This window comes from Corallococcus terminator, from assembly GCF_049194865.1.
Taxonomy (GTDB): Bacteria; Myxococcota; Myxococcia; order Myxococcales; family Myxococcaceae; genus Myxococcus; species Myxococcus terminator_A.
This window is the reverse complement of sequence record NZ_JBLZWL010000003.1, coordinates 178,203-203,736: the sequence shown is the minus strand read 5'-3', so window position 1 is coordinate 203,736 and position 25,534 is coordinate 178,203. Positions and strand designations below refer to the sequence as shown.

At 69.0% G+C, this 25,534-nt stretch carries 17 protein-coding genes; 5 read left to right on the top strand and 12 right to left on the bottom strand.

Annotated features, from left to right (window positions below; translation table 11 throughout):
- Positions 1 to 68: 68 nt before the first annotated feature.
- The 5 genes from ACN469_RS04895 to ACN469_RS04875 form a co-directional block, all read right to left on the bottom strand.
- Positions 69 to 3,242, bottom strand: coding sequence for an efflux RND transporter permease subunit (locus tag ACN469_RS04895; RefSeq protein ID WP_498764615.1), 3,174 nt, complete (start codon positions 3,240 to 3,242; stop codon positions 69 to 71).
- A gap of 9 nt (positions 3,243 to 3,251) precedes the next feature.
- Positions 3,252 to 4,397, bottom strand: a complete 1,146-nt coding sequence (locus ACN469_RS04890; protein ID WP_498764613.1) for an efflux RND transporter periplasmic adaptor subunit — start codon at positions 4,395 to 4,397, stop codon at positions 3,252 to 3,254.
- Entirely contained in the window at positions 4,385 to 6,052 is a 1,668-nt protein-coding gene (locus tag ACN469_RS04885; RefSeq protein WP_498764611.1) for a TolC family protein, read from the bottom strand. Before ACN469_RS04885 ends, ACN469_RS04890 begins: the two co-directional genes overlap by 13 nt.
- 144 nt (positions 6,053 to 6,196) lie before the next feature.
- On the bottom strand, positions 6,197 to 8,260 hold the full coding sequence (locus ACN469_RS04880) for a HEAT repeat domain-containing protein (RefSeq protein ID WP_498764609.1): 2,064 nt from the start codon (positions 8,258 to 8,260) through the stop codon (positions 6,197 to 6,199).
- Positions 8,261 to 8,404: 144 nt separating this feature from the next.
- The gene (locus ACN469_RS04875; protein ID WP_498764607.1) at positions 8,405 to 9,421 is read right to left on the bottom strand and encodes a hypothetical protein; all 1,017 of its coding nucleotides are present in this window, start codon (positions 9,419 to 9,421) and stop codon (positions 8,405 to 8,407) included.
- A 179-nt stretch (positions 9,422 to 9,600) separates the two neighbouring features.
- Here ACN469_RS04875 and ACN469_RS04870 point away from each other — a divergent pair, with 179 nt between their 5' ends.
- Positions 9,601 to 10,842 carry an AAA family ATPase gene (locus ACN469_RS04870; protein ID WP_498764605.1) on the top strand — a complete coding sequence of 414 codons (1,242 nt, stop codon included), beginning with the start codon at positions 9,601 to 9,603 and terminating at the stop codon, positions 10,840 to 10,842.
- Positions 10,843 to 10,963: 121 nt separating this feature from the next.
- Complete coding sequence (locus ACN469_RS04865) at positions 10,964 to 11,797, top strand: alpha/beta fold hydrolase (RefSeq protein ID WP_498764603.1); 834 nt, start codon at positions 10,964 to 10,966, stop codon at positions 11,795 to 11,797.
- Between the two features lie 125 nt (positions 11,798 to 11,922).
- On the opposite strand, the gene ACN469_RS04860 is transcribed toward ACN469_RS04865, so the two are convergent.
- From ACN469_RS04860 to ACN469_RS04845, 4 genes are read right to left on the bottom strand one after another with little or no spacing between them, the layout of a single operon-like run.
- Complete coding sequence (locus ACN469_RS04860; RefSeq protein WP_498764601.1) at positions 11,923 to 14,814, bottom strand: YehQ family protein; 2,892 nt, start codon at positions 14,812 to 14,814, stop codon at positions 11,923 to 11,925.
- Positions 14,807 to 16,018 carry a VWA domain-containing protein gene (locus ACN469_RS04855; RefSeq protein ID WP_498764599.1) on the bottom strand — a complete coding sequence of 404 codons (1,212 nt, stop codon included), beginning with the start codon at positions 16,016 to 16,018 and terminating at the stop codon, positions 14,807 to 14,809. Before ACN469_RS04855 ends, ACN469_RS04860 begins: the two co-directional genes overlap by 8 nt.
- Entirely contained in the window at positions 16,015 to 18,327 is a 2,313-nt protein-coding gene (locus ACN469_RS04850; protein WP_498764598.1) for a DUF5682 family protein, read from the bottom strand. The genes ACN469_RS04855 and ACN469_RS04850 overlap by 4 nt, the downstream gene beginning before the upstream one ends.
- A complete protein-coding gene (locus ACN469_RS04845) occupies positions 18,327 to 19,412 on the bottom strand; it encodes an ATP-binding protein (RefSeq protein WP_498764596.1) in 1,086 nt (361 codons plus the stop codon). The genes ACN469_RS04850 and ACN469_RS04845 overlap by 1 nt, the downstream gene beginning before the upstream one ends.
- 189 nt (positions 19,413 to 19,601) lie before the next feature.
- On the opposite strand from ACN469_RS04845, the gene ACN469_RS04840 reads away from it, so the two are divergent.
- Positions 19,602 to 20,945, top strand: a complete 1,344-nt coding sequence (locus tag ACN469_RS04840) for an AAA family ATPase (RefSeq protein WP_498764594.1) — start codon at positions 19,602 to 19,604, stop codon at positions 20,943 to 20,945.
- Positions 20,942 to 21,751: an HNH endonuclease family protein gene (locus ACN469_RS04835; protein ID WP_498764592.1), complete on the top strand. Its 810-nt coding sequence runs from the start codon at positions 20,942 to 20,944 to the stop codon at positions 21,749 to 21,751. The genes ACN469_RS04840 and ACN469_RS04835 overlap by 4 nt, the downstream gene beginning before the upstream one ends.
- Before the next feature lie 6 nt (positions 21,752 to 21,757).
- Here the strand turns inward: ACN469_RS04835 and ACN469_RS04830 are convergent, their stop codons facing one another.
- Positions 21,758 to 22,228: a hypothetical protein gene (locus ACN469_RS04830; RefSeq protein WP_498764590.1), complete on the bottom strand. Its 471-nt coding sequence runs from the start codon at positions 22,226 to 22,228 to the stop codon at positions 21,758 to 21,760.
- 199 nt (positions 22,229 to 22,427) lie between these two features.
- On the opposite strand from ACN469_RS04830, the gene ACN469_RS04825 reads away from it, so the two are divergent.
- Entirely contained in the window at positions 22,428 to 23,408 is a 981-nt protein-coding gene (locus ACN469_RS04825) for an NADP-dependent oxidoreductase (protein WP_498764588.1), read from the top strand.
- Positions 23,409 to 23,525: 117 nt separating this feature from the next.
- Here ACN469_RS04825 and ACN469_RS04820 read toward each other — a convergent pair whose 3' ends face one another.
- Positions 23,526 to 24,260: a hypothetical protein gene (locus ACN469_RS04820; RefSeq protein ID WP_498764587.1), complete on the bottom strand. Its 735-nt coding sequence runs from the start codon at positions 24,258 to 24,260 to the stop codon at positions 23,526 to 23,528.
- Positions 24,261 to 24,443: 183 nt separating this feature from the next.
- Positions 24,444 to 25,466 carry a linear amide C-N hydrolase gene (locus ACN469_RS04815; protein WP_498764585.1) on the bottom strand — a complete coding sequence of 341 codons (1,023 nt, stop codon included), beginning with the start codon at positions 25,464 to 25,466 and terminating at the stop codon, positions 24,444 to 24,446.
- Positions 25,467 to 25,534: the final 68 nt, after the last annotated feature.

Below are 25,534 nucleotides of genomic sequence, written 5' to 3'. Positions count from 1 at the left end.
ATGAATCACCGGAGGATAGCGAACCCTCCGGCTTGGGATATTGGGTCGTATCAGCCCCGCCACGTGGCTCAGGCTGGCTGCGGACGCGGCGGCTCGCCAGGCGGTGGTGTTCCTCCGCCGTCGGGCCGTGCGTGTTCGTGCCGCTTGAGAAGACGGGAGCGCGCGGACTCCACCACCGCGTACAGCACGGGGATGAAGATGAGGTTGACGAAGGTCGACAGCAACATGCCGCCGAAGACGGTGGTCCCCAGTGACTTGCGCGCCGCCGCGCCCGCGCCGGACGCGAGCACCAGCGGTATCACTCCCATGAGGAACGCGATGGACGTCATCAGGATGGGACGCAGGCGTGTGCGCGCGGACTCAATCGCGGACTCCGTCACGCTCTTTCCCTCGTGACGCAGCTGCTCGGCGAACTCGACGATGAGGATGGCGTTCTTGCTGGAGAGGCCCACCAGCATCACCAGGCCCACCTGGCAGAAGACGTCGTTCTGCAGCCCGCGCAGGTTCTGGAACCCGAGCGCGCCGAGCATGGCCACCGGCACCCCGAGGAGGATGACGAAGGGCAGGGCGAAGCTCTCGTACTGCGCGGAGAGGACCAGGAACACGAAGACGATACCGAGTCCGAAGATGAGGAGCACGCGCCCACCCGCCTCCTTCTGCTCCAGGGACAGGCCCGTCCACTCGAAGGTGTACCCCTCCGGCAGGACTTCGCGGGCCGCGCCCTCCATGGCCTCCAGCGACTGGCCGCTGCTGGAGCCCGGGGCCGCCTGCCCGTTCAATTCCGCGGAGCGATACAGGTTGTAGTGCTGGATGTTCTGCGCGCTGGTGATGGGCTTGATTTTCACCAGGGACTCCAGCGGCACCATGTCCCCGCTCGCCGAGCGCACATAGAGCGCGCCGATGTCCTTGGGCTCGCTGCGGAAGGGCATCGCCGCCTGCACATACACGCGATACACGCGGCTGGAGAAGGTGAAGTCGTTGACGTACTGGCTACCCAGGTACACCTGTAGCGTGGAGAAAAGTGAGTCCAGGGGCACACCCAGCGACAGCGCCTTCTCGCGGTCCACCTGGATGTCGAGCAGCGGCGTGTTGGCGGTGAAGGAGGAGAACACCCCGCGCAGCACCGGGGACTGGTTGGCCTTGCTCACCAGCGCCTCCGTCGTCTTCGCCAGGTCCGACAGGGAGCGGCCGCCCTGCTGGTCTTCCAGGACGAACTCGAAGCCGCCCACGCTGCCCACGCCGCGGATGGCCGGCGGCTGGAAGGGCAGCACGCGCGCGCCGCCAATGCCGATGAGCGGACCGCGCAGCCGCTCCACCAGGCCCGCCACGCTCTCCTCGCGCGTCTTGCGCTCGTCCCAGGGCTTCAGGTTGACGAAGAGGGTGCCGTAGTTGGCGCCGGTGCCTAGCAGCGAGAAGCCGCCCACGGTGAAGATGTCCACGACCTCGGGCTGCTTCTTCAGCACGTCCTCGGTCTGGAGCAGCACCCGCCGCGTGTAGTCGAGCGACGTGCCCTCCGGGCCCTGCACGGCGACGATGATGTAGCCCTGGTCCTCGTCCGGGATGAAGCCGGAGGGCGTGGCCCGGTATACGAACACGGTGCCGATGAGGCACAGGGCGAACACCGCGATGACGGGCCACTTCAGCGGGCCGATGAGCTTCTCCAGGAGCCGGCTGTAGCCGTCGCGGAAGCGGTCCATGCCCTTGTCGAACATGCGGAACGCCTTCCACTTCTGGCCCTCCTGGGGCCGCAGCAGCCGGGCGCACAGGGCGGGGGAGAGCGTCAGCGCCACCAGCGCGGAGAGGCTGATGGAGAAGGCGAGGGTGAGCGCGAACTGGCGGTAGATGGCGCCGGTGGTGCCCGGGAAGAAGGACACGGGCACGAACACCGCGGACAGCACCAGGGCGATGGCCACCACGGCGCCGGCCACCTGGCGCATGCCCCGCTGCGTGGCCTCGCGCGGTGAGTAGCCCTCCTCCATGGTGCGCTCCACGTTCTCGATGACGACGATGGCGTCGTCGACCACCAGGCCCGTGGCCAGCGTGAGGCCGAAGAGGGTGAGGGTGTTGAGCGAGAAGCCGAACGCGCTGACGAAGAGGAAGGTGCCAATCAGTGACACCGGCAGCGTGGTGGCGACCACCAGCACGCTGCGCCAGCCGTGCAGGAAGATGAAGATGACCAGCACGACGAGGAGCACGGCCTCGCCCAGCGTGACGAGCACCTCTTCAATCGACGCCTGCACCGCGACGGTGGTGTCGAAGGCGGCCGCGTACTTCATGCCCGGGGGGAAGCTCTTCTGCAGCCGGTCGAGCTCCGCGACGACGCCGTCGCGCACCTCCAGCGCGTTGGAGCCCGGGAGCTGGAAGATGCCCAGGCCCACGGCGTCCCGGCCGTTGAAGCGCAACAGCTGCGCGTAGTTCTCCGCGCCCAGCTCCGCCCGGCCCACGTCCCGCACCCGCACCAGCGAGCCGTCCTGACCGCGCTGCACCACGATGGCCCCGAACTGCTCCACCGTGGCGAGCTGTCCCTGGACTTGGAGCGTGAACTGGTAGTTCTGCCCCGGAGGCGCGGGCTCCTGGCCCACCTGCCCCGCGCCCACCTGGACGTTCTGCGTGCTCAGCGCCGCCACCACGTCGGAGGCCTGCAGCTTGCGCCGCGCCAGCTCCGTCGGATCCAGCCACAGCCGCATGGCGAAGCGCCGCTCGCCGAAGATGCGCACGTCGCCCACGCCCTTCACGCGCAGGAGCGCGTCACGGATGTAGACGTCCGCGTAGTTGCTCAGGAAGCCCGTGTCGTAGCGGTTCTCCGCGTCGAACAGGCCGAAGGCCGTGAGCAGCTGGGTCTGCGCCTTGTTGACGGTGATGCCCAGCGCGTTGACGGCGGCGGGGAGCTGCGGCGACGCGGTGGCCACGCGGTTCTGCACGTCCACCGCCGCGATGTCCAGGTCCCGGTCCTGGTCGAACGTCACGGTGATGGCGCTCTGCCCCGTGTTGCTGCTGGTGGAGGAGATGTAGCGCATGCCCTGGACGCCGTTGAGCTGGCGCTCCAGCACCGTCGTCACGGCGCTCTCCACCGTCTCCGCCGACGCGCCGATGTACGTCGCCGTCACCTGCACTTCCGGCAGCGACAGGTCCGGGTACTGCTCGATGGGCAGATTGGGGATGCTGATGGCCCCCGTCAGCGTGATGAGGATGGACAGCACGCTGGCGAAGATGGGCCTGCGGATGAAGAAGTCCGTGAACATGCAGTCCTCTCACTGGCCCGCGTCGGAGGCGCCGCCCACACCCTGGCCCTCGGGCTTCGCGGGCGTGGGTTTGATGGGCTGGCCATCGCGCAGCAATTGCAACCCCGTCACCACGACCTGGGCCCCCGCGTCCAGCCCCGCCGTCACCTCGTAGTCGTTGCCCGTGACGTCGCCCACGTCCACCGGCGTGCGCCGCGCGACGGCGCCTCCGTCGGCGGAGCCCACCAGGTACACGAAGGACTGGCTGCTGATTTGTGTCACCGCGACGGTGGGCACGATGAGGGCCTCGCGCGACGCGTACACCACGCGCACGCGCACCAACTGCCCCGCGCGCAGCTTCCCCGTGTTCTCGAAGGCGGCCTTCACCTCCACCAACTGCGTCGTCGCGGCGGGCGTGGGCGCCACGAAGAAGGCGGGCGCGGACACCAGCACCTTGCCGTCCGAGTCCAGCACCTCCAGCGGCGTCTTCCCCACCTGCACGCGCTGGGCGCGGTCCACCGGCACCTGCACGGACAGCTCCAGCACCTTGCTCTGGTCCAGCGAGGTGAGTCGCGTCTGCGGCGTCACGTAGTCGCCCACCTTCACCGGGATGTCGCCCACCACGCCCGCGAAGGGCGCGCTCACCTCGTAGAAGCCGAGCTGCACGCGCTGCGACTGGATTTGCGCTTCAATCGCCCTCGCGCTCGCGTCCGCCTGCTGCGCCTGCGCCACGGCCTGGTCATAGTCCTGGCGACTCTGGAGCCCCTCCTTGAGGAGCTGCGCGCTGCGCTCGCGGGTGCGCCGGGCGAACTCGCGCTGCGCCAGCGCCGCCGCGCGCTGGGCCTGGGTGGCGCGCAGGCCCGCCTGCTCCCGTCGCGGGTCCACCACCAGCAGCACCTCGTCGCGCTGCGCGCGCGAGCCGGGCCGCACCGGAATCGCCTGCACGTAGCCGGCGACCTGGGGATACACGGAGATGCTGCTGCGGGAGATGAGCGTGCCCACGTACTCGCCCGCGTCCTGCACCTCGCCAGTTGCCAGCGCCAGCGCCTGCACCGGCAGGGCGGTGCCCGCGCCGGCCTGACCGCCCTGGGGGCCGTCCTCTTGCTTCGAGCCCTTGCACCCCGCCAGCGCCAGGGCCACCGCCCACCCCGCGCCCCATGTCCTCACCAGTCGCATGCCGCCTCCGCAAGGAATGCCTCGACGCGCGCCTGCTCCAGCTGGAACTCGCGCACCACCAGCGCCAGCTCCGCTTGTCGCAGCGCCGCCGCCGTCTGGATGAGCTCCAGGCTGGTGCCCGTGCCCACCTCGAAACTGCGACGGGTGAGCCGGTCGTTCTCCTCGGCCAGCACCCGCTCCTGCGACGAGATGTCTCGCGAGGCCTGGGAGACCTCCACCCCGCGCCGCGCTTGCGCCACCTCCACCGTGACGGAGCGCTCCAGCTCCATCACCTGCTGGCGGGCGACCTCCGCCTGGGCGCGGGTCTGCCGCAGCAGCCCCCCGCGCGCCCCGCCGTCCCAGAAGGGCAGCAGCAGGCTGGCTCCGATGTTCCAGATGGGCACGTTCACGAAGTCGTCCTCCACCGTGAGGGCAATCGTCGTGCTCGTCAGCGATATCGACGGCGCGTACTGAGCCTTCACCTCGCTGACCTGCCGCTGCGCCACGGTGAAGCGCGAGCGCGCCGCCTCCAGGTCCGAGCGCCCCTCGAACCCCGGAAGCTGGCGACAGTCCTTCCGCGCGCTCTGGAGCAGCTCGTCCACCCGAACGCCCTTGGCCAGCCCCACCGCCTGCGGCAGCCCGAGGGCGAGCCCGAGCGCCTCGCGCGCCTGTCGCAGGTCTTCGTCACCCCTCACGACGAGGGCCCGCGCGGACTCCGCATCCTGTTTCACTCGCACCACGTCCAGCTTGGTGCCCGCGCCCAAATCCAACCGACGCTGCGCGAGGGCGAGCCGCTCCAGCGCGGTGCGCAGGTTGACGCGGTTGACCTCGGCAAGTCGCTCCTGCGCGGCCACCTGCACCAACGCCCGCGCGAGCGCGCTGCTGAGCTGACGCCGCGTCTCCGCGAGAGACCACGCCGCGGCGCGCTGGGCCTCGCGCGCCGTGCGCCGCGCGCCAATGGCCCGCAGGTCGAACAGCGGCACGGAGGCCGAGAGGATTCCCGCGAAGGGCGGCTGCGTGGGTCTCAGGGTGCTGTCCGTCCCCGTGCCCCCACCGACACCGCCGCCCACCCCGCCGCCGATGCCACCACCCACGCCCCCGCCCGTGCCGCCGCCAATGAAGGTCGTCGCGTCGGGGTCCAGCACGTTGTACTGCACGCCCACCGTGCCGGTGATGACGGGCAGCAGGCCCGCCAGCGCGATGCGCGCCTGTCCCGCCGCGGCCTCTACCTGGGCCAGCGCCTGCCTCAAGTCGGTGGAGCGCTGCCGCACCAGCTCCAGCGCCTCGTCCCAGGACTTCACCTGGAGGGGCGCGGGCGGCATCGGCGTCAAGAGCGGGTCCGACACCTCGGGCTGCGGTGGCTCCGGCGTGTCGTCGCTCTGCCCGGTGGCCTCACCCGGCCCTTGCGCGGACGTGTCCCCTGACCCTTGAGGTGCGGTGTCTTGCCGTGGCGTGCTCGGAGGCCGTGACGGCGCTCCAGGGGTCGTCGCCGGCGTGCCTTGTCCTTGAGCCGACGGAGGCCTGGGCGCCCCGGGATTCTGGATGGGCAGCACCTTGGGCGCGCCGTGTCCCTGGGGTCGCTGTCGCACGGCGGAAGGCGGCCGGGCCTGGGCGAGCAGCACCTCCGGTTCGGCGCCGGGGTGCGTGAGGATGAGGGCGAGCAGCAGGGCGTTCATATCGGGTGCCCTGAGGTAGGGGAGGCACCCGATACCGGCCACGTACCCCAGGGCTGGTCCCCGCCTGTCGGACAGAAGGGGGTAGGCCCTGCTCAGCAGTGGATGGAGCGCCGGAGGGCTTGAGTCCTCCGCGTGGCTGCTGCCTCAGCGGCCCTGTTTGAGCATGGACAGACGCTGCTTCGCCGCGCGGCTCTGTGGGTCGAAGCGCAGCGCGTCCTCGAGCCGCTCCTTGCCCTTCTCCACCTGTCCCTGGACGACATAAAGGTCGGCCAGACGGACGAGCGCGTCGGCGTTGTAGGGCTGCAAATCCAACGCCTTCTCGAACTCTCGGATGGCGGTGGTCAGGTCCTTCCGGCGCATGGCGAGCTGTCCCAACATGAGGTGCGGCTGGACGAGCCCTGAGGTCTCCGGTCGCGACGCCAGCACCTCCACGGCCGCGGCGCCGCGCGCGTCACCGAAGCTCGCCAGCGTCAGCGCCGCGGACTGGCGCACCCACGTGGAGCCGTCCTGGAGCAGCGCCGCCAGGTCCTCGGTGGCCTCCTTGCCGCCCACGGCGCCCAGCGCCTCGATGACGTCCGCGCGCAGCAGGCTGTCCTGTGTGCCCTTCAGCGCGGCGCGCAGGGCGGGCACGGCGTCTTTCTTGTAGCGACGCCCGAGCACCTTCGCCGCCACGCCGCGCAGCGACGCCGCCTCCTTCGTGTCGGAGAGCACGGCCTCCAGCGCGGGCCGGCTGGTGTCCGCCGTCTTGTCGTCGAAGGCGTCCGCCAGCCGCACGCGGCGCTCCTGCCGCTTCGCGGAGTCCGGCCACATTTTCGTCAGGGCCTGGTCCATGGCCTCGGGCGTCTGCTTCGTGTGACAGGTGTTGCAGGCATTGGGGATGCCGTGGCGCGTGGTGTTCTTCGGCGCGGGCACGTCCATCGCGTGGTCCGCGAACTTGTCGAGCACGCCGGAGACGACGGGCGGCATGTGACAGGCCAGGCAGTCCTGCGCGGCGCGGCTGGTGTGCTGGGAGTGTTTCGCGCCCGCCGCGAACAGGTCCGCGTGGCATTGCTGACAGGTGGCGGAGCCGACGGAGGTTTTCGCGGCGGTCTTCTCCGGCAGGTTCAGCTCGTTGGGCGCGTGCGGCTCGTGCGGCGCGGTGTGACAGGTGAGGCAGGTGGCGCCGCCCTGGAGGTGGCACTGCGACTGGATGAGGGCCTGGTACTCGAAGCTGGAGGTGCTGGGGCGGCCGTCGGTGAAGTAGTCGCCGGAGCGCTCGTTGCCCACGAAGAGGACGATGGGCTGGTAGAAGTCCTCGTACTTCTGGCCCGGTTGGAAGCGGTGCGCGCCGTCGAGGATGGGGAAGAGGGGACGGCGCGGACCATGGCACTGCGCGCACACCGCGAAGCCCAGCTCCGAGGACAGCTTCGACGGCTGGACGATGTCCTTCGGGTCCTGCGTGTCGGCGTGCCGCGCGCCGGGGCCGTGGCAGCTCTCGCACGCGACGCCCGCGTCGGTGAAGCGCGTGGTCCACGTGTGGGTGGCGCGGTCATGGCGCGCGTCGAGCCCGGTGACGTGACAATCCAGACACGCGTGCTGCGCGCTGCGACGGAAGTTCGCCCAGAAGAACGGATGGTCCGGCGTGAGCGCGCCCTGCTTCGTCTCCGAGTAGTCCACCCACTCGCCCTTGCCGGTGACGTGGTAGTAGACGGGCAGCACCTGCCAGCGACCGTCGGCGAGCACCGTGATGGGGTCCTGCATGCGCTTGCCGCCCACCACCCACTGCACCGGGAACTCCGCGAGCTGCCCGTCCGCGCCCTTCGTGCGCATGGAGTGGTGCTCGCCGTCGCGGCGCATCCACGCCTCGCTGGAGTCTCCCTTGAAGTGCGTGTTCTTGCGGTAGTCGCCCACCACGAACTTCGACGTCGCCGGAGACAGCGCGCGCGAGTGCCAGCCCTTGCTCCACTCGGCGTGCTCATCCTCGTGGCACTCACCGCAGGCTTCGGCGCCGGCGTAGACACCGCGCGGCGGGTGCCCGTCCTTCACCTCCGTGGGCGGTGGCGTGGCCTGGGCCACGGGAGAGGGAGCGGGCTTGGGCGTCGTGGGAGTGGAGGCGCTCGCGGTGGCCGGTGTGGAGGCCGGCGTGCGCAGCGCGAAGGTGACTCCCACGGCCGTGCCAAGCAATGCGAGGAGGACGAGGGCGAGCAGGGCGGGACGAGCAGGGCGCATGTCGGAAGTGCCCTCAGCCTGCCTGTCGCGCCCTGTCGTGACAAGCCGGGCTCACGGGGATAGCGGGACTGGGCCGTCCTCCCGGGTTGGGCCGTCCGTCACCCCGCCCCGCGTGCGAGCAGCGGGGCGGGAGCGGGCTGTATGTCACTCCTTGTCGGAATCGGAGGCGTAGAACGATGCCGGTCCGGTGAGCCACACAGCGGTGCCCTGCGTTCGCTCCAGCAACTCGTCCGCCAGCTTCGCCCAGTCCTCGTACGGTCCCACGACCTTCAGGCTGGACGGCACGTAGCCGATGAATTGCCCGGGGCCCACGGCGCGGACGGTCGCGGCAGGCGCCCGGTAGGGCCCTTCCGTCCAGTTGCCGTAGAGGGCCCAGTTCTCCCACGAGCGGCTCAGTGCGTCGTAGCGCAGCGGCGCGCAGCCCGTCTTGGCGATGTGCCGGGCATCCTCCTCACTCTCGTTCGAGCAGACCTGGAGGCTGTCACCGGCCTTCAGGTCCTCGAGCGCGCAGGCGCGCTGGGCGGAGTAGCGGCACTCGCCGATGGGCGCGGGCGCGCCCTGGTGGCTCCAGTAGGTCTGGATGAAGGCGGCCGAGCCGGTAGCGTCTTCCCACTGGCTGGAGTCGCCGAGGTCCGCCAGGAAGACCCATGGCACGGTGGTATGCTGGACGAGCAGCTCGGCCAGCCACTCCTTATGGGAGGAGTGCCCGATAGGCTCGATGCTGGACGGGACGAACCCCACATAGCCCCCCGATTCCATGCCGACCAGAGTGCCGGCGCCCGTGAGCATCACACCGCCCTCCCGCGACCCCCCCGGTCGTACGACGCCGCCGCCGGTGTTGTAGCCGCCCCCAGCCCGCGGCGAGTTCTCGGCCGCCTTCGTGCAGAGGTTGGTACAGGCGTTCGGGGCGTCCTTCTTGGCCTCCTCCAGGCTCTCGTTGGAGCAGCCCGTGGCGTGCTTGAAGTTGGTGACGACGTGAGGCGCGCAACTGCAGGAAATCTCGTACGTGAACTTGCACCACGGCTCGAACCCCCTCGGCGGCTCGCCCTGTCCGTTGGACGCATAGCCGATGACCCCTCCGATGTTGCGCGCCTCGGCGGGCGTGCTCCAGGCGACGACGCTCACGGCGGCCAGGAGCCCGAGCAATGAAACTCTCGACATGAAACGAATCAGGGACGGCTGCGAGGGGGACATGAGTGACCTCCGTCAATGAGTTGCACCAGCAGCCTGACTGTCTCAAGAAATATTCACAATGGGTGTTGATTGACTTCTCCGGGAGTAGCGTTTTGTGTCACAGCCGGGGTTGACCCTGGCGTGTCCGGGGGAGAGGCTGACGGGCGATGCTCAAGCTCCAGTGGCTCCAGGTCCACCAGTTCCGCTCCGTGAAGCCCGGCACGCGGCTGTCGTTCAGCCCGTCCTTCAACGTGTTGCTGGGCCGCAACGGCACGGGGAAGACGCTCCTGCTGGACCTCCTCGCCGCCGTCGCCAGCTCCGACTTCACGGCGATGGCGCGAGAGCCCTTCGAGGTGGAGTACGCGCTGAGCGCGGACACCGGCCGAATCACGGTGCGGGTTCGCAACGTGCCTCAGGACGGGCCCGGGGGCTCGGGGTTGTCCATGGACATCGTCGTGTCGCCGCGCGACATGGCCTGGCCGCTGGTCATCCACCGCGAGGGGACACAAGTCACCGTCTCGCGCGAGGACGACGCGTCGCTCGTCGTCCAGGAGAAGCTGTCCCCCGAGGTGGCTGGCCGGCTGTGGCTGGTCCTCATGTCGGGTGGCATCGCCTGGGTGGAGAAGACGGGCGAGGGCGCGGCCACGGTGGAGCCGCTGCTGGCCATGGCGCGCGAGGTGTCGGCGCTGGCGGGGCTGAGCCGCTTCGACGAAGGGCTGGCCTACTTCGAGCAGCTCTACCAGGTGGAACTGCGCCTCTCGCGCCGGGCGGAGGGGGTGCTGGCCACGGGCACGGGGCTCGCGTCGGAGGCGCTGTTGGACGGCCTGCGTCGGCTGGCGGCGGCGCAGTGGGGCTCCGCGCGCTACGTCGTCCCGTCGGACGCCGTGCCCTTCTTGCGCGACGCGGCGCGGCTGCTCGGCTTCACCTCCGCGGAGGCCAGCCTGGTGCCCATGGAGGCGCCGCCGGAGGGCAAGTACGAGTCCCTCACACTCGGGGGCCTGGAGCTGGACTTCCTGGGCGCTGGGGGCACGCGTGTCTCGGCGCGTCACCTGGGGCATGGCCAGAAGCGCCTGCTCGCGCTCCAGCACTACCTGGCCCGGGCCCGCGCCGTCGTCGTCGTGGACGAGGTGGCCCACTCCCTCCACCCCCAGCTCGTGCGGGCCAGCGTCGAGCCGCTCAAGGGGCGGCAGAGCTTCTTCACCAGCCAGAGCCCCGTGCTGATGGACCTGCTCGGCTTCGAGTCCGCCGAGCACGTGCGCTCAAGCCTGGTGGTGTGCCGTCGGGACGAGGCCACGGGCGTGCTGACCTGGGAGGACCCGTCGCCGGAGGCCGCTGAGCGACTGTTCACCGCCAGCACCGCGACTCCCGGACAGACGGGGGCCCTGCTCCAGGCCCAGGGGCTCTGGTAACCCGGGCACGTCCGTTCTCCCGTGGGCGTCCGCGAGTCGACAGCCGGCGCACCGCGGCACGACTGCTGGCGTGTCGCGTCACGGGCTGGCCTATCCTGCGGGGAGTGGGGAGGGAACCGCCATGCCGATGTTGTCCGTGAACGGAACCGAGTTGCATTACGAGGATACGGGAGGCTCTGGCGAGCCCATCCTGTTCAGCCATGGGTTGTTGTGGAGCACGCGGCTGTTCGACCCCCAGGTGGATGCGTTGCGGGGGCGGTATCGCTGCATCGCGTATGACCACCGGGGGCAGGGCCGCAGCGCGGTGCCCGAGGTGAGCACCATCGACATGGAGACGCTGTACCTGGACGCGGTGGGTCTGATGGAGAAGTTGGACCTGGGGCCGTGTCACTTCGTCGGCCTGTCCATGGGGGGCTTCATCGGCATGCGAATCGCGGCGCGCCGGCCGGAGCTGTTGCGCTCGTTGAGTCTCTTGGAGACGTCGGCGGACCCCGAGCCGCTGGCCAACGTGCCGCGCTACACGCTGCTCAACCTCATCGCCCGGATGGCGGGGTTGAGGCCGGTGGTGGACTCGGTGATGCGCATCATGTTCGGCAAGACGTTCCTGTCGGACCCGAACCGCGCGGAGGAGCGGGCGTTGTGGCGAGCGCGCCTCTTGGAGAACCGTCGGGATATCTGGCGCGCGGTGAACGGAGTCATCCGCCGCAACGCGGTGTCCCACGAGGTGCCGAACATCCGCGTGCCCACGCTCATCGTCGTGGGGGAGGAGGACGTGGCCACCGTCCCGGCGAAGGCCGAGCGGCTCCACCAGTTGATTCCAGGCTCGCGACTCGCGCGGCTCGCACGAGGGGGACACTCGTCTACGGTGGAGGAGCCCGCGCTCGTCAACGCCGCGCTCGGCTCCTTCCTGGAGTCGCTGGTGCGTCCGCCCGTGTCGTCCTCGCGAGCGGGGTAGGGCGGCGCGGATGACGCCGCCCGTGTCGTCCTCGCGGGTGGTGCGGTGTTCGCCTGGAGGTGTCGACGCTCGCGAGGAGTGCGAGCGTCGCGATGCACGAGCGGAACCCGTTCGGAGGCGTGTTCCTAGCTCTTCACCCCGAGCGCTTTCTTCGCCGCACGGGAGAGCGTCTTGTCCCCGGCCGCGTCGGGGATGTCGAGCAGGGCCGCCGCCACCGCCTTGCCCGCACCGTGGATGTTCTCGTTCCCCAGCTTCAAGTACGTCCCGAAGCGCGTGAGTCGCTCGGGGTGCGAGCGCGCCGCCTCTACATGGGCCAGCAGCACCTTCGAGAGCGTGTCCGCCGGGAATCGCTCGAACAGGTTGCGCAGCGCCTGTCGCTCCAGCGCCTCCGGCCGAATCTCCGCCAGCCGGACAAGCGGCTCCAGCATCGCCAGCCCGAAGGTCTTCAGCGAGTCGGCCACGACGTTCGGCTTCCACCCATCGGCGAACGCCGCCAGCAAGGTCTCCGCTCCCCGCACGTCGCCCAGCACGCCCAGCGCATACACCGCTGTCTTCGCCTCCTCGTCGTCCGCGTCGCGCGCCTCCACGCTGTGCACGTACTTGTCCAGCACCTCCGCGTCCCCCAGCCACGCCAGGGCCATGGCCGCGCGTCGCCGCACCTCGTTCGACGGGTCGCCGTAGAACACCTGTCGCAGCACCGGCCACGCCTGTGTCAGCCCCAGCCCCTCGAGCTGGTCCACCGCCGCCAGTCGCGCCTCCCGTGTCGGCTCTGAGAGCGCCCGCTGCGCGAGCGGCCGAATCCGCCCCTGCCTCACCTTCGCGAGCGCCGCCACGGACCCCGGACCGGTCTCCCGCGCCTGGATGTCGTTGAGCACCTCGCGAGCATGGAGCCGCAAGCCCGCGTCGTGGCCCTTGCGAGTCAGTCCGTCCAGCAGCACGCGCGCCGCATGGACATCCAGCTGTCCCAGCACGTGCATGGCGGTGCGGCGCACCATCCGGCTGTGATGCTCGGACAGGGCCTGCTTCGCCACCTCCAGCACGCGCTCCTTCGGACATGACGCCATCGCCCGGACCACGGCGGTGCTCGCCGCGCCGTCACTCCACGCGGGATAGAGGGACTCCAGCAGCGAGTCCGCGCCCAGGTTCGCGTAGTAGTGCGCCGCATGGGCCGTGGCCTCGTAGCGCGACAGCTCTCCGCGAGCCCGCTTCAAGAGCGCCTCGCCCGGAGGCAGCGGCGTCTCGGGCTTTCGGATGTGGATGCTCGGGTGCGTGGGCACCGGCTCCAGCGTGTCGCCCTGCACCTGCGCCGCGCCCGCCAGCCGCACCAGGGCGATGCCGAGCACCTGATACACCTTGATGAAGTCGTCCAGTCGCTCCGCCGCGTCGGGCCGCTGCGCCAGCGCCTCCAGCAGCGCCCCGGGCTTCTCCAGCCCCAGCTCCCGCAGCCGCGCCACCAGCGGCTCCACCGCGCGAGGAGACAGCGACGCCAAACCGTTGGAGAACTTCTCCGCCAGCTCGTCCCGCACCTCGGCCAGGGCGATGGCCGCGCGAGAAGCTCCCGCCGCGCGCGCCGCCTCCGCCCACCCGCTGCGAGGCACCGCCACCGGCGCCTCCGGCCGCGCCCGCCGCCGCCGCCGCGGCGAGGGCTCCTCCGCCACTTCTCTCAAGCCCAGTCCGCGAAGCTCCAGCCCGTCCGGTGTCTCCACCACCACCGCGAGCGGGAACAGCGTGGGGAGCGCCGCCTCCAGCCCCACGTCTCCCAGCACCACCTTCAGCGAGGCCCCTTCCAGCGCCGCCGCGAAGGGCTCCTCCAGCCGCGGGTCCGCCGGCAGGAACAGCCCGCGCTCTCCCGAGTCCACCAACTGCGAGCGCTGTCCGCTCGCCAGGAGCGTCTGCACGCGCAGCGCCACTGGCAGCAGGTCCGGCGCGAAGACGTCCTTGCGATGCTCCTGGAAGGCCGCCAGCGCGGCGCCCACGTCTGGGAGCGCCACCTTCACCAGTTGCCGCAGCGCCGAATCATCCTGCGGATGCGTCGCCTTCATGGTTTCCAGGTCGAGTCGTCGAGGAGGGAAGCCCGGGTACTGCCCGCCCTTGGCTTCCTCCATGACGACGCCCGAGTGACTCTTCTTGGGCTCCACCGTCTTGAGGAAGGCGGGGAGGATTTGCTTCTCCGTGAAGTGGGTTCCGGAGCCCAGCTCCAGGAAGCGGCTCTCCCGGACGAGGAAGTTGTCGGGCGTGACACGCGTGGTGAAGGAGTACTCCACCAGCGTCAGTCCCTCGATGGGAGCGCGGTCCTTCTTCGTCCACGTCTTCCCAATCAGCTCCTCGACGTAGCGGTCCTCCAGTGGCTCTCCGCCCAGGTGCTTCTCCACCTTGCGTGCGGTGAGCAGCATGTCGGCCACCAGGTCGGTGAAGACGGGAGGCTCGAACGTGCCCGTGCGCGCCGCCGCCTGCTCCAGCAGGGCCGCCACCTCCACCGCGCGAGCCGCCAGTCGGCGCAGCCCGTTGGCGCGCAGCGACTCCGCCAGGGCCCGCACCTGCTCGGCCCGGTCCTCGGAGAGAGACGCCACGCCGGACAGGCCCAGCTCCCGCACCAGCGTGGACACCTGAGCCACGCCCGCCTTCATCAGCTCGCCCGTCTCCGTCTTCCCCTTCTTCACGCTCTTCTTCGCGGGCCCGCCCGCGCCAGCTGGCGCCGAGTCGGTGGTGACGAAGGCCTCCGGGGCGCGAGCCCACGCCACCAGCAGCGCCGCCGCGTGTTTGCAGAAGGGCCGCGAGCGCGCGGCGACACAGGAGCAGCGCCCCTTCACCTCACGCCCGTCCCCGAACACCAGCGACACCTTGTAGGGCGTGGCCCCCGAACCCAGCGCGTCAGCGAACAGGCGGTTCTCGAAGCGGGACAGGTGCAGGAGCTGCTTGTCGTCGAAGATGCGAGTGCCCTTCGCCACCTCCGAGGTGTCGCCGATGATTTCAGTCAGGCCACCGACGCTGGCCACCACCTTGCGTACCTCAGCCATGGCGCGACTCCTTGTGTGCGGTCAGCAGCGGGGTCAGGTCCTGGTTGCGCATCACCCGCTCCACCACCTCCACCAGCCGCTTGGGCGTGCACCCGAAGCAGGGGATGCCCAGCGCGGTGAGCTTCTCCGCCATCGCGTGGTCGTACGTGGGCTGGCCCCCGTCCGACAGCGACAGCAGGCACAGCACCTTCGCCCGCGAGTCCACGAGCTGGCGCAGCCGCGCCACCAGCTCCTCCGCGTCGCCGCCTTCATAGAGGTCGGTGATGAGCAGGAAGAGGGTCTTCTCCGGCCGTTGCACATGGTTCGCCTGCGCATAGGCCACCGCGCGGTTGATGTCCGTGCCGCCGCCGAGCTGCGCGGTGAACAGCACCTCCACCGGGTCGGTGAGGAGGGGCGTCATGTCCACCACCTCCGTGTCGAACAGGATGAGGCGGGTGCGCAGCACATCCAGCGACGCGAAGATGGCCGCCATGACGGAGCTGTACACCACGCTCTGCGCCATGGAGCCGGACTGGTCTACCACCAGCGTCACGTCCCACTCATGGTGACGGCGCTGATTGGGCCAGAAATAGAAGCGCTCGGGCACCAGCCGCTTGTGCTCCGCGTCCCAGCCCTTCAGGTTCTGACGAATCGTGCGCTTCCAGTCGATGTTGCGAGCAATCGGCAGCGGGCTCGTCCTGTCCCTGCGCAGGGCACCGAACACGGCGGTGCGGACGGTGGACTCCAGCTTCTTGCGCAGCTCCTCCACCACCTCGCGGACAATCTGCCGGGCAATCGCCTTCGCCTCGTCGGGGATGAGGCCGCGTGCGCTGACCAGCGTCGTCACCAGCTCCACGTTCTTGTCGAGGAAGGGCAGCGTCTCCGGCTCGAAGAGGAGCTGGGTGAGCCCCTTCTTCTCGATGGCGTCCTTCTGGACGAGCGCAATCACATCATCGCGGAAGAAGCCGCGCAGGGCGCCCAGCCACTCGGGGATGTACGGGCGCGAGCCGGACGAGGTCGCGCGCTTGTCTCCGTAGACGAAGGACAGCGCGTCATCCAGCGCCTCCAGGTCTCCCTGGCCCACGCCCACCGAGCCCGCCTGGGCACCCAGGGCGCGCAGGGAGGGACAGGCCCCCGTCTTCTCCGCCGTCGGGCCCAGCGCGAGCCGCCAGCGCAGCAGTGCCTCCCGGTCCTTCTCCGCCAGTTCCTTGGGGTCCACGCTCATAGCAGGTCGTCCAGGTCGTCGAGTGCCTTGCCCAGCTCGGCGCTCATGCTCTTGAGTTTCTCCGTGTCCTTCTCCGCGAGCACCGTCTTCACGGCGCGGCCCTTCTCTCCGAGCTGTCGCACCGCCACCACGTTCTCCATGAGGTAGCGACGCTCGGTGGTACCCAGCACGGCGAGGGCTCTTCTCAATACCGGCAGGGTCTGACGGAAGCGCTCGGGGTCGATGCTGGACAGGAAGTCATCCAGGGCCTTCACCACCTCGCGGTTCTTCACCAGCACCAGCGCGTTGACGCCCAGGAAGCCCTCCAGCCAGGACGCGCCCTCTTCGGGAGCCACCGCCAGCGACAGCCGCAGCCCGACGATGGTCGCCACCTCCGACTCGCTCAGCTCATGCGCCAGGTAGAGCAGGCCCGTGGCCAGGCCCGACGTCGCCGGGTGCACGGTGTTGCTGCCCATCAGCTCGCGAGCCTCCGCCAGCCACCCGGCCTTGTCCGCGAGCGGCTGGGCCAACGCCACCTCGTGCAGGGTGCGCAGCGCCTCCGTCACGGAGGGCAGGGCGTCCGGAGCGCAGGCGCACGACTCACTCACGCGCAGCAGCGCGCGGGAGAAGGTCTTCTGGCACAGCACCGTCACCGCCTCGTCGCCCACGTCCGTGTGAGCGCGCGAGGTGCCATAGGCCACCAGTCCGGACAGCGCGCGAGCCGCCGACGCGAGCGACGGCAGGTCCACGTCCGTGGCCGCGTGCGTGTCACAGGCGCGCAGCGCCGACGCCATGGTCTGAGGGCAGCCGGTAATCACCGACTCCAGCAACACCTCCGCGGCTGCGCCCGTGGTCTTCGCCGCATCCAGGTGCTCCTGGAGGACGCGGGTCGTCACGGCTTCCAGCGAGTCGCCGAGGACAATCTTCTCCACCAGCGCTACGTCCGTGGACGGCGTCCACTGCGCCTGCCACGACTCGCGCACCCGCGTCAGCGCGGCCTGTCCGCCGGCCTCTTGGGGCGAAGCGCGCTGCTGTCCGGTGGCCGCCAGCGTCGCATACGGAATCCCGGCCACGCGCAGCCGGTGCAGGAACACCGAGGAGCCGACCTCCACCGCGTTGTTCAAGCGCAGGGTGAAGGTCTCCGGGCTGTCGGTGCTCGGTAGGCGCCGTGTGTCCAGCTCCCGCCAGAACTCCGCCTGGAGCGAGTTCTTGCCGATGCGACTGGCCACCCGTCCCACTTGATGGCCGACGACGCTCTTCCACAGGAAGGAGTCGACATGCGTCGCGTCCCCCCGGCACAGCGTGGCCACGGTGGCCTCGCGCAGCTCATCGAGCCCCGGTGCGCTCTTCTCGCGCAGGTCCGCCAGCGTCAGCGCCAGCCGGTAGGCCTCCAGCACGTCCGACAACGACGCGGTGAAACCGCGCATGCGCAGGTGCGCGGCGAAGTCGATGAGCACCTCCAGTGTCGCGCGCCGGAAGTCGCACTGGGCCTCGTGGGCCTTCTGGTAGAAGTGCGGCGCCCGATTGCCCGCGCCGTAGCCGAGCTGCTCGGAAAGCCGGGGGAAGCTGTATGGAATCACCGTCACCGCGCAGGGCACGGCCTTGGGTAGCTTCGCCTCCAGCGCGGGCTCCACGTCCCGAGCCAGGAAGGCCGCGATGTGCGCGGCGCCCGCCACCACGGCGACCTTGTCCGGCGCGACTCCGCTGGCCACCACTTCGAGCACCTTGCGAGCCATGAAGGCATCGCGCCAGCGGTGGTAGTCCTGGCGAGGACCGGCGTTGAGCACGTCCGCCCAGGCGAGCAGCACGGGGCGGAAGCCCTCGGGGGTCCAGTCGGGAGCCTCGAACAGCGCCTCCCACAGCTCCTCGAAGGAGCGATAGCCCTGCTCCCGGGCGAACCGCTCCGTGAGCGGCTCTTCATCGTGGAGGTGCTCGGGGTGCCCGGCCTCCGGGGCTTCTTCGTTCTCGACGCCGGCCGACTCGTCGTGGCGGTCCATGCCGAGGCTGACGCCGACGGGGATGTCGATGAACAGCGCGCGGGCGCGGTGCACCTTGGCCCAGCGCAGGGCCGCGTACTCGGGGGAGTAGTCCGCGAAGGGCCACAGCGCCGAGCCCGGGGTGTCATCCGTGCGGTAGCCGAGCAGCGCGATGGGCGGCTTTGTCTCCGAGTCGCACAGCACGTCAATCAGGTCGGAGGCATCACAGGGTCCCTCGATGAGGACGACCTCGGGCTTCACGCGCTCCAGCCAGCGCCCGAGCACCGCCGTGGTGCGCGGCGAGTGGTGGCGCACGGGGAACAGGTGCACCCGGGAGAGCAGGTCCAGGTCCATCAGCCCCTCAGGAGCTTCTTGCTGGCGGAGTAGAGGTCCTTCCACGCGCCGGTGCGGCCCTTGGCGACGGTCTCCATGTACTCGCGCAGGGCCTTCACGTCGTCCTCCTGCTCCTTCACCACGGCGCCCACCAGCGAGGCGGCCAGCTCGTGGGGGGTGACCTTCCCGTCGCCGAACTGCTCCGCGAGGATGGAGCTGTTGAACAGCACGCTGATGGCCTCCGCGGTGGACAGCACGGCGCCCGGGGTGCGGACCTTCGTCTTGCCGTCCTTCGTGACGCCCTTGCGCAGCTCCTGGAAGAGCGTCAGCAGGATTCGAGACAGCTCCTCCGGTGGGGGCACGCCGACCTGGTAGTCATTGCGCAGCTCCGCCTCGCGCTTCGTGACGATCTGGATTTCCTGTTCCAGGTCCTCGACGACGGGGACGGTGACGAAGTTGAAGCGGCGCTTGAGGGCGGCGCTCATCTCATTGACGCCTCGGTCTCGTGTGTTCGCGGTGGCGATGAGGTTGAAGCCGCGCTGGGCGCTGACCACCTCACCCAGCTCCGGGATGGAGACCTGCTTCTCGGAGAGGATGGAGATGAGCGCGTCCTGAATCTCCGGGGACGTGCGGGTAACCTCCTCGAAGCGGGCGAACTTGCCGGTGCGCATGGCGCGCAGGACGGGGGAGGGGACCAGGGCTTCGGGTGTGGGGCCCTGCGCGAGCAGCAGCGCGTAGTTCCACGAGTACTTGAGGTGGTCCTCGCTGGTGCCGGCGGTGCCCTGGACGATGAGGGCGGAGGTGCCGCTGACGGCGGCGGACAGGTGTTCGGAGAGCCAGCTCTTCGCGGTGCCGGGCTCTCCGACGAGCATCAGCGCGCGGTCCGAGGCGAGGGTGGCGATGCAGACCTGGATGAGTCCCTTGTCGCCGACATACTTGGGCGTAATCGTCACGCCGCCCACGGGCTTGGAGGCGCCGAGGATGTACATCTCCACGGCGCGCGGCGACAGCGCCCAACCGGGAGGCCGGGGCTTGTCGTCATGGGCGGCGAGGGCTTCCAGCTCGGTCTTGTACTTCGCTTCGGCGGGCAGTCGGATGTCCGGCATGCGTGCAAACTACCGGTTCGGTCTGACACGCCGCAATCCGAGGGGTTGTCTGGGCTGTGGCGCGGAAACCGACCTCGGAGGGAGCGAGCGTGCAGAGGGCGGGGGTGAAATCTGGCGGGGGCTTGGTGACGGAGTTCGGCGTGTCGAGGGGGAGACTCCAGGTGGCTTCACAATGTGGCCACGAGGCGGTTGACCCTCTGCGTCGTTTCGGGCGTGCTGCGCGCCATGTACCTGAAGAAAGTCTCCCTCGAGAACATCCGCTCCATCACCGAACTGGAGTGGGAGCCACCTGCGGAGCCCTCCCTGGCGGGCTGGCACGTCATTCTCGGGGACAACGGCGCGGGCAAGAGTTCCGTCCTTCGGGCCATCGCGCTCGCCATGGTGGGACCTCATGAGGCGAGGGCATTGCGCCAAAACTGGGACGAGTGGCTCAGCGCGCGAACACTGAATGGCTCGATTCTGGTAGCCCGGGACAGAGACTTGAGATGGGACCAGGTTATTGGAGGCAGTCATCATTCTCCAATAATGGATGATACAGTTCTCTTGGCCTTTCATCGGCTGCTGGACGAAGACGACGCGGTCCAACTCTTGCAACTCGGTGAGCCCGTTTTTGGAGAGGGCTCTTGGAAAGAAGGTTCCGGTTGGTTCTCTGCCTCATACGGTCCGTTTCGACGTTTTACGGGTGGTGACAAAGACCAGGAGAAGCTTTTCTCTTCCAACCCGAAGCTCGCTCGCCACTTGTCTGTTTTTGGTGAGTCCGTCGCTCTGACGGAGTGTCTCGAATGGCTGAAGTTGCTTGAGTTCAAGCGACTGGAAGGCGGACCCGAAGGTGCGCTGTTGGAGCCGCTGAAGCAGTTCATCAACCAACCTGACTTTCTGCCGAATGAAGCCCGTTTGGAGTCGATCTCCTCGAACGGAGTACGCTTCGTCGACGGCAATGGCTGCGAGGTCCCCGTCGAGAACCTGAGCGACGGATATCGCTCCATCTTGAGCATGACGTTCGAGCTCATCCGCCAGCTCGCGAAGACGTACGGTGCCGGGCATCTCTTCGCACCGCAGGATGCGACGACCGTGCAGGTTCCGGGCGTGGTCCTCATCGACGAAATCGACGTGCACCTGCACCCTACCTGGCAGCGCCGTGTGGGCCACTGGTTCCGTAAGCACTTCCCGCTCATCCAATTCATCGTCACCACACACAGCCCGCTCATCTGTCAGGCCGCGACAGTGGGAAGCATCTTCCGGCTCCCACAGCCGGGAAGCGACGAGTCGGGTGGCATGGTCACCGGCCTCGCGAGGGACCGGCTCCTCTACGGGAACGTGCTGGACGCCTACGGAACGGGCGTCTTCGGAGACATCTCCACGCGTTCGCCGGAGGCGCTCGAACAGCTCGAACGCCTCGCCGTGCTCAACCAGAAGGAACTGGTCGAAGGGCTCAACGACGAAGAGCGCACGGAGCAGCAGACGCTGCGCTCACGGACGCCCACGTCCGCGAGTGCGCTGCCCGTTCCCGAAGTGAAGGACCTGCTCAAGTGATCCGGCTGCCGGACAGCCCGTTGTCGGCCGCCGCGCTCACGGGCCTCGCGGACCATCAGCGGACAGTCGATTCGCTGCCGGACTATGCGGAGCGAGTGGCGAGGGCCAAGAAGAGCTTTTCCTCGGCGAACAAGCTCGGCAATCCCGTCTTCGATGACGTCAAAGCCACGCTGACGCGGATGTGTTCAGGCGCGCGGCGCTGCGCCTATTGCGAAGACTCCTGCGCGGACGAGGTGGAGCACATCCGTCCGAAGTCGCTCTACCCCGAAGTGGTCTTCGCGTGGATGAACTACCTCTACGCGTGCGGCATCTGCAACCTGCACAAGAACGACCACTTCGCGGTCTTCGCCGAGGACACGGGGCGCCTCACCAGCGTGCAGCGAGCCCGGAGAGCGCCCGTCGTACCACCCATCGTGGGCAAGCCCGTGTTCATCGACCCTCGCCTCGAGGACCCGACCGAGTTTCTGTCCCTCGACCTGCGTGACACCTTCTGGTTCCTTCCACGCGCCAGGCCGGGGACAGTCGAACATGCTCGCGCCGAGTACACGATTCGCGAGCTCCGATTGAATCTGCGCGACATCCTGCCCAGCGCGCGGCGCTCCGCCTACGTGGACTACCTCAATCACCTCAAGGTGTACGTCCACGAGAAGTCACAGGGCATGCCGAAGGCGCAGCTCGACATGCTGGCAGGGCAGGTGCGAGCGCGTCAGCATCCCTCGGTCTGGTTCGAGATGAAGCGTCAACACGCGCTCATCGGAGATCTGCTGCTGCCCTTCTCGAATGCCCCCGAAGCGCTCAACTGGTGACCCGTCTCACTCCGCGCACGGAAACGCGGTGTCCAGCTTCTTGCTCCCATTGATGCCCGGGCCCGACAGCGTGGCGACCACCTTCACGGTGGACGAGCACTCGTAGGGCATCAGGAAGGGCACCATCGTCACGCCGCTCTCCGCCAGCACATGCAGCTCCCGCGTCTGCGTCACCTTCCATGCGCGCCGCGAGCCCGCCTCCGACTCCTCCTTCGGCGCGCTCACCACGAGCTTCAGCTTCAGCGGTTTGTCCCCTTCGTACTGGCCCTGCACCTTCACCAGCAGCATCGCGTCCACGTTCATCCCATACGGGTCCGAGGCCTCCTCCACCGTGACAATGGAGCCCTTCTGCCGGTCGAAGACGCGCAGCTCGATTCCTCCCAGTGACACGCTCGGAGCGCTCGCGCTCCCGGCGGTGGAGGACAGCAACAGGACACCACCCACGAGCAGCGAGCGCAGCTTCAGTCGCGACGACATCTCCGCCTCCGGAGTCTTCAGGGAATATCCGCCGCGCGACTGTACGCCAGTCTGCTGGCCTCCCGTGCCTGGGCGGCGGGCATGAGGGCATGCCCTGGCTCGGGGCTTCGTCGCTCCTTCTGCAATTCCTCCCACCCATGACCAGCCTGCGGAGGAACCCTATCCGTCGCGGGGCCTCTGCCCGCGAGGAGCCACTTCCATGAAGACCTCCGTTCCCTCTCAGATGAAGGCCGCCGCCATCGACCGCTTCGGCGGACCGGAAGTTCTCGCCACCAAGACCGTCCCCGTCCCCCAGGTAGGCCCCGGCGAGGTGCTCATCCAGGTAGAGACCGCCGGCATCGGCCAGTGGGACCCCGCCGAGCGCGCGGGCGAGATGGAAGGCTACAAGCCGGGTAGCAAGGCGTCCTTCCCCTACGTGCTCGGCACGGATGGCGCAGGCACCGTCGTCGCGCTGGGCGAAGGCGTCAAGAACCTCAAGGTCGGCGACAAGGTCTACGCCTTCGGCTTCCTGAACGAGAAGGGAGGCTTCTACGCGGAATACACCGCGGTGAGGGCCCTGGACACCGCGCCCGTACCCAAGGGACTGAGCGCGGAGCAGGCGGGCGTGCTGGCGGCGGATGGAATCACGGCCCTCCAAGGCGTCGAAGACACCCTCAAGGTCGGCCAGGGCACCACGCTGCTGGTGTACGGCGCGAGCGGCGGCGTGGGTCACCTCGCGGTGCAGCTGGCCAAGCGGCTCGGCGCCAAGGTGCTCGCGGTGGCTTCCGGCGCGGACGGCGTGGAGTTGATGAAGAAGCTGGGCGCGGACAAGGCCGTGGACGGCCGCTCCGACGACGTCGCGAAGGCGGTGCGGGACTTCGCTCCGGACGGCCTCGACGCGGCGCTGGTGCTCGTGGGCGGAGACAAGGTGAACGAGCTGCTCAAGGGCGTCTTGAAGAAGGGCGGCCACATCGCCTACCCCAACGGCGTCGAGCCCGCGCCCAAGGGCCCCGAGGGCGTCAAGGCGACCGCCTACAACGGCGAGGCGAACCCCAAGGTGCTCGGCCGCCTCAACAGCCTCATCGAGTCTGGTCCCTTCCACGTCGAGGTCTCGAAGGTCTACCGCCTGGATGACGTCCGAGGCGCGCACGAGGCCGTGGGCAAGCACCACCTGGGCAAGCTGGCCCTGCGCATCAACTGAGCGCGCGAAGCCTGTGTCGCGGGTACACCGCCGGAGCCCTGGACACAGGGCTCCGGCGGAAGTCCTTCCAACGCCCACGCTCCGGCACAACGCCGGAGGCGGGTTGCATGGGGAGGACTACTCGGCGCGGCAGACGGCCGGCGCGGAGAGGTTGGGGCGAATCATCTTGAACGGCTGGAGCAGGTCCGGGACGCGGAGCAGCGCATCACGGCAGCTCGTCTCGTCGTTGCCCGAAATCTCCACCTTGAAGCTGCAGTCCTGCGCGCCCTCGCAGACCGTCTTGGCCAGCCGCGCATAGCAGTCCACGGCGCGGGCGCAGGTGCCATCGCCCAGGTCCACCGAGGCGGCAGAGGACGTCGTCGAGGCCGAGGCCGTGTTCGTCGACACCGACGCGCCCGCGGACACGGTGTCCCGCGAGCTCGCGCCCGGAGTGTTCACGTTGATGGTGACGTTCGTCCGAGCCGGCTCGGGAGCGACGGCGACGAAGCGCGGGTTGATGCGGTCCTGGGCGCAGAGGTACAGCTCCTCGCCCTTCTTGCGCACGGTGGCGAGCTTCGCCTCCAGCTCCGCCGGAGGAACCTGCTTGTCGTCCACGGAGACCTGGAAGGTGTACGCGTCCTTGCCGTTGTACCGGTAGTACATCGTGGAGGCCGCGTCGTAGGTGACGGCGATGGCCGTGTTGTCCAGGGCCTGCGACTCGAGCCCGCTCTCCAGGGCGCAGACCCCAATGGACGTCTTGGTCGTCGAGGCGTCATTCGAGTCGACGGGCAGCGTGTAGAACTTGTTGGCACCGCAGGCCGCCAGCGAGAGACACAAGGACGTCAGGGAGAGTCCCTGGATGAGGCGCTTCATGAGGTGTGCTCCTGAATTGGAATGAGGCCGCGCGGGAGCAGCCCGGCGGTGTGGCGGCTGGGACGTGTACACCAGTTGCACATTCAATCCCGACACGAAAATACCCGCCCCCGAGGAATTCAAGGGGCGGGTATGCCGTGAGGGTTCACTCGAACCCCGGGCCACGTCCGGAGTCGATGGGGCTCAGGTCGTCAGCTTGGAAGTGATGTCGATGGACGTGGGGCTGGTGGGCACGGCGAACGTCTTGCCGCCTGCGTTCTTGAAGTCGAGCGTCTTGAGGTTCACCGAGTAGATGAGCAGGTCGTCGTAGAAGCGCACGTTGAGGACGGTGTGGGTGAGGTCCTTGACCACGGTCCACTGGGTGTAGTCGTCCTCTTCCTTGAGGGACTTCTCGTCGAGTGAGCGGACCGTGCCGCGCGGGATGTCGACGGTGTTGAGCAGGTGGAAGGCGAGGGTGGTGGCCTCGGTGGCGTTGGCGACGGGGCGGGCGAACTGCTTGAGGTACGCGGCGCGCACGAAGCGGGAGGGCGGCATCGGGTCGCCGGGCAGGCCGCGCAGGCCGCTGCCGTGGCCGGGCTGGGTGAAGGTCTCGCTGCCCAGGTCCACGGCCTTGGCGTCCCACGGGGACAGGCCCACGTACTCGCGGAGGTTCTGGAGCTGGACGGGGAAGGGGGGCGCGTTGGTGAGCACGGCGACGGGGTTGTCGTGCAGGTGCATCTCCCCGTCGAGGAACTCGACGACCAGGCTGTTGCCCTGGGCGTCGTGGATGGGGAAGTGCAGGGGCAGGTACTGGGCCAGCCAGTCGCTCTCCCAGACCTGGGCCGCGCCTTCCTGGAGGGCGGTCTTCACCTCGGCGACGGTGGCGAAGCTGCCGAGCACCCAGCCAGGGAACTGCGCCAGCGACAGGGCCTTGGAGTTGTCGGTGACCTTGGGGTAGCGGGACTCGGGCAGCCACAGGCTGCCGGTGGACAGGCCCGCGGTGTTGAGCCCGTCGACCATGATGGGGAGGCCGCCCTTGGCGGTGAGGCCGACGTAGCCGTAGGTGGCGGTCCACGTCAGGCCGTTGAGGCCCTTGGGGGAGGGGGAGATGAACTTCTCACCAGGGGCGCGGACGAGGAGCTTCGAGTCGAGGTCGACGCCGAACTCCATGCTGCGGCCATTGACGACACTCTTGTCCGAGGCGACGACGAGGAAGTCGGTGCACATGTGGCGGCTCCTTGTGTGAGGGGGTTGGCGCGACGGCCCTGTGCAGTCGTCGAGCCAGCGACGTCCTG

Coding starts and splice junctions, on each gene's coding strand:
- ACN469_RS04895 (WP_498764615.1), bottom strand. CDS start 3,242: ATGTTCACGGACTTCTTCATCCGCAGGCCCATCTTCGCCAGCGTGCTG.
- ACN469_RS04890 (WP_498764613.1), bottom strand. CDS start 4,397: ATGCGACTGGTGAGGACATGGGGCGCGGGGTGGGCGGTGGCCCTGGCG.
- ACN469_RS04885 (WP_498764611.1), bottom strand. CDS start 6,052: ATGAACGCCCTGCTGCTCGCCCTCATCCTCACGCACCCCGGCGCCGAA.
- ACN469_RS04880 (WP_498764609.1), bottom strand. CDS start 8,260: ATGCGCCCTGCTCGTCCCGCCCTGCTCGCCCTCGTCCTCCTCGCATTG.
- ACN469_RS04875 (WP_498764607.1), bottom strand. CDS start 9,421: ATGTCGAGAGTTTCATTGCTCGGGCTCCTGGCCGCCGTGAGCGTCGTC.
- ACN469_RS04870 (WP_498764605.1), top strand. CDS start 9,601: ATGCTCAAGCTCCAGTGGCTCCAGGTCCACCAGTTCCGCTCCGTGAAG.
- ACN469_RS04865 (WP_498764603.1), top strand. CDS start 10,964: ATGCCGATGTTGTCCGTGAACGGAACCGAGTTGCATTACGAGGATACG.
- ACN469_RS04860 (WP_498764601.1), bottom strand. CDS start 14,814: ATGGCTGAGGTACGCAAGGTGGTGGCCAGCGTCGGTGGCCTGACTGAA.
- ACN469_RS04855 (WP_498764599.1), bottom strand. CDS start 16,018: ATGAGCGTGGACCCCAAGGAACTGGCGGAGAAGGACCGGGAGGCACTG.
- ACN469_RS04850 (WP_498764598.1), bottom strand. CDS start 18,327: ATGGACCTGGACCTGCTCTCCCGGGTGCACCTGTTCCCCGTGCGCCAC.
- ACN469_RS04845 (WP_498764596.1), bottom strand. CDS start 19,412: ATGCCGGACATCCGACTGCCCGCCGAAGCGAAGTACAAGACCGAGCTG.
- ACN469_RS04830 (WP_498764590.1), bottom strand. CDS start 22,228: ATGTCGTCGCGACTGAAGCTGCGCTCGCTGCTCGTGGGTGGTGTCCTG.
- ACN469_RS04825 (WP_498764588.1), top strand. CDS start 22,428: ATGAAGACCTCCGTTCCCTCTCAGATGAAGGCCGCCGCCATCGACCGC.
- ACN469_RS04820 (WP_498764587.1), bottom strand. CDS start 24,260: ATGAAGCGCCTCATCCAGGGACTCTCCCTGACGTCCTTGTGTCTCTCG.
- ACN469_RS04815 (WP_498764585.1), bottom strand. CDS start 25,466: ATGTGCACCGACTTCCTCGTCGTCGCCTCGGACAAGAGTGTCGTCAAT.